Here is a 3729-nt window from a genome sequence, read left to right on the forward strand (position 1 = left end):
CGTAGCGAGCCATAGTTCAATATGTTGTTGAAAAAGACAGTTACTATAACTCAGGTGATTAAGGGACACAGCCTAAATATTGCTGACGCTATACGCCAAAACCACACCATTCTTTTTTTGGTGCGGCGGCCTACGGCCAAAATAAGGTCACAGGGCGTGGAAACGCGCCCTGCAATATCTCAATAAAAAGTACTGCGACCGGTCAGATGGCCAACCCAACCTTCCGGATTGGTGAAGATGCGGATGGCGACAAAATCCGGGTGTTCACCGCTGTCAAACCAGTGCGGCGTATTGGCCGGAACGCGCAGCAAATCTCCCGCGTGGCAGACCAGTTTTACCACCAGGTCCCCGGCTGGCACGAAGAACGTGCCGCTACCATGCACAAACAGGCGCACTTCATCTTCACTGTGCGTATGCTCCTGGAGGAATTTTTCCCGCAGCGCGATGCGGTCTTTATGGTCTGGCGTCAGCGCAATAACATCCGCCGACTGGTAGCCTTCGCGCTGTTTTAATGCTTCGATACTGTCGTGAAATTGCGCCAGCAGCTGTGCTCCATTGGTCCCTTTATCAACGCCGCTAACATCCCAGCGTTCAAGCACGATACCGGCCTGGGAAAGAAAGGTGCGGATGTCGTCAAAGCGGGAAAGCGATTGTATGGGTTCGGTTGTCTGTGGGCGTTGAAATACGTGTAATGCCGTCATCGTGATTTACCCTGGTAACATAGAAAGACTATAACCTTTCATATCGCAGGGGTAATGGCAAGACGGGTTCCGTATATAATATTGCTATTGCTTCTGAGCGAAGCGGGTCACGTGGTTTTTCCGATACTGTAAGGGCGTCTCGCCAATCCCTTTTTTGAACGCGCTAATAAAATAGGTCACATCAGAAAATCCTGCCTCGCTGGCAATGTCGCCGATGCTTCGCATACTGTGCAGCAGTAATTCACAGGCTTTTCGCAGGCGGATGGTATTAAGATATTGGTGAATGTGCTCGCCGGTCTCAAACAGAAAACGGCGCGATACATAGCTGCGCGATTTGCCCAAATCCTCTGCCAGCCGGGCGAGGCTAAATTTCTGCTGATAATTCTCTTCCAGCCAGAACATCACCGGCGTGGCAATTCCCGTGAGATCTTCCGGCATTTTTTCGTTCTCTTCCGGCAGCATGTTCAGCAGGGTTAACAGTAAACAGGCGACCTGCTCGCTATTGAGACTGGCGATGGCGGCCTGCTGTGCATAGCGGCTAAACAGGTGATCGATATGGGTATGAATATCCGCCGCATCCATCACCACGGCCTGCCCACCGCGCACCGAGAGGCGCTGCAACCGCCGCTGGTTATGTGGGAAGTCGCGGAATAGTTTGAGGATGGCCCGATGATCCACATGGATGATGGTGCGCCGGTAGCTGTTCTGCGCTTGCTCATCCACCATCACTTTGTGCAGCGTAAACGGCGGGAAGAAAAATAGCCTGCCGGGGCGCATGGTGTACTGGCGATTATCGACCATCACCACGCCAAATCCCTCTTCCACGTACAGCAGCTCAAGGCATTGATGCCAGTGATGGTAGCGCACGGTATTGGCAAACAGTCGGCTAAACGACACGATAGCGTCGTTTAGCGAGATCAGTTCCAGACGTTCCGCATGCCAGGGTTCAGCCATAGTGCAACCATTCTCAATTTTGGTCCTGTTACCTGCTGTTATAAACCACCATTTTAAATTTCCTCAACTACTGGTTCGCTGAAAATTCGCCAGTGTGACCGGGGTAACATTTCACTACTCTATCGATTCACTATTCTTTAGCCACTTACCGGAGGGTGAACCGATGCAGATGGCTGAAGGAAAAAAATCAATTCCATTGTCTTCACGTAGCGATGTGTCAGCAGCGCTTAAGACGATGCTGAGCGCGCTGGATAAGCAGTTTCCGGCGGGGCGTTCGGGATTTTCGCTGGGCGAAACCTGTGCGCATTACGGCGCGGAGATTGCCGAAATGGAGGGGTTATCCCGGGCGATGTGGGGGATCTTCCCTCTGCTGGCGGGCGGTGAAGCACTGCCGCTGAGTGAAAAATACATCACGGCGCTGAAGCTCGGCACCGATCCGCAAAGCAGCGGCTACTGGGGGGATACCGGGCCATACGATCAGCGCCTGGTCGAGATGGCGGCCTGGGGACTCGGGCTCGCGCTGTTGCAGGATACATGTCTGAGTCGCTTCTCTGCTCAGGAGCGGGACAATCTGCATCGCTGGCTTAATCAAATCAGCGACGCGCAGATGCCGGACAGCAACTGGAATTACTTCGCCATTCTGGTGCAACTGGGCTTCAAACGCGCGGGGTTGCCGTGGGATCGCGAGGCCATCGAACGGCGCTTTAACCTGATGGAAGCCTACTATCTGGGCGATGGCTGGTACTCGGACGGTCCGGGTCGGCCCAAAGATTACTACATCTCGATGGCTTTTCATTTCTACGGGCTGATTTACGCCACGCTCAATGGCGAAGATGACCCAGGCCGCGCCGCCTGTCTGCGTGAAAGGGCGGAGTTATTCGCCCGCGACTTTATCTATATGTCCGCGTCGGGCGGTGAATCCGTGCCGTTTGGCCGTAGCCTGACGTACCGTTTTGCGATGGTGGCGTTCTGGAGTGCGGTGGCATTTGCCGGCCTGAATACGTTCTCGCCGGGCGTGGTGAAGGGGCTAATCCTCCGCCATCTGCGCTGGTGGTTGCGTCAGCCTATTTTCGATCGCGATGGCATTCTGACGCTGGGGTTTGCCTACCCCAATCTGGCCATGTGCGAAGACTACAACTCGCCGGGTTCGCCTTACTGGGCGCTGAAAGTGTTTTTGGTTCTGGCGCTGCCGGAAAGCCACGCCTTCTGGCAGGCCGAAGAGCTGCCGTTGCCGGAGCTTGCCGCGCAACGTGTCGTTCCTCATGCCCAGCAAATCCTGGTGCACAGCGCGGCGTCCCGGCACGTCTATATGCTGACATCCGGGCAGTTGGAGCTGAACAATTACGTCAACACCGAGGCCAAATACACCAAATTCGCTTACTCCAGCGCCTTTGGTTTTACCATCGAACGCGGGCGCTACGGCATCAAGCATGCTGCCAGCGACTCCATGCTATTACTGAGCGAAGGCGATAACTATTTCCGCGGCCGCCGTGAGTGCGAAGAGGTGAGCATCCATGCCGACCACATTTTTTCACGCTGGTCAGTCTGGCATGACGTACATGTCTCAACCTGGCTGATTCCCTGCGACGACTGGCATGTCCGCGTGCACCGCGTTGAAACGGCCCGCACGTTGCAGAGCGTGGAAGGGGGCTTTGCGGTAATGAAAGCGCCGCACCAGTTTGCCCGGCATGAAGGGAAAGCGGGCTGTCGGGTGGAGGCGGAAAACGGGAGCAGCATGATTTATGACTTGTCGCCCGACCTGCCGCGCGAGCCGGACTGCCTGGTAACACCGCCCAATAGCAGCATCATGTTTGCCCAGTGCGCGGCTATCCCGCAGCTTAAAGGCGAGCTTTTACCGGGAACGCACTGGCTGGTGTGCGCGGTGCAGGCGATGCCAACGGACAGCCCGTTAGCGACTGAATTACCCACGTTTCAACGTGAAAATAACCAGCTGGTGGTGACTCCCGCCCACTGGAATAAAAGTATCACTATTGCGTTTTAGGGAAGGTGCGATTTAATCGTCAATTATGAGAACATAACCCTTTCTTTGACATAGACTTTTCACGATGCCCGC

3 protein-coding genes are annotated in these 3729 nt (G+C 54.9%); 1 reads left to right on the plus strand and 2 read right to left on the minus strand.

Going from position 1 to position 3729, the window contains the following annotated elements:
* Positions 1-179: 179 nt before the first annotated feature.
* Together ACSZPU_RS24260 and ACSZPU_RS24265 are read right to left on the minus strand one after the other, a co-directional pair.
* A complete protein-coding gene (locus tag ACSZPU_RS24260) occupies positions 180-701 on the minus strand; it encodes a 1,2-dihydroxy-3-keto-5-methylthiopentene dioxygenase (protein ID WP_499004119.1) in 522 nt (173 codons plus the stop codon).
* Positions 702-785: 84 nt separating this feature from the next.
* Positions 786-1655, minus strand: coding sequence for a helix-turn-helix transcriptional regulator (locus tag ACSZPU_RS24265; protein ID WP_499004121.1), 870 nt, complete (start codon positions 1653-1655; stop codon positions 786-788).
* A gap of 163 nt (positions 1656-1818) precedes the next feature.
* Here ACSZPU_RS24265 and ACSZPU_RS24270 point away from each other — a divergent pair, with 163 nt between their 5' ends.
* Positions 1819-3657, plus strand: coding sequence for a DUF2264 domain-containing protein (locus tag ACSZPU_RS24270; RefSeq protein WP_499004123.1), 1839 nt, complete (start codon positions 1819-1821; stop codon positions 3655-3657).
* The last annotated feature ends 72 nt before the right edge of the window (positions 3658-3729 follow it).

The organism is Phytobacter sp. V69, assembly GCF_965644215.1.
Taxonomy (GTDB): domain Bacteria; phylum Pseudomonadota; class Gammaproteobacteria; order Enterobacterales; family Enterobacteriaceae; genus Phytobacter.

Bases quoted from the DNA above. Each gene is read 5' to 3' on its own strand.
- ACSZPU_RS24260 (WP_499004119.1), bottom strand. From the start codon at position 701: ATGACGGCATTACACGTATTTCAACGCCCACAGACAACCGAACCCATA.
- ACSZPU_RS24265 (WP_499004121.1), bottom strand. From the start codon at position 1,655: ATGGCTGAACCCTGGCATGCGGAACGTCTGGAACTGATCTCGCTAAAC.
- ACSZPU_RS24270 (WP_499004123.1), top strand. From the start codon at position 1,819: ATGCAGATGGCTGAAGGAAAAAAATCAATTCCATTGTCTTCACGTAGC.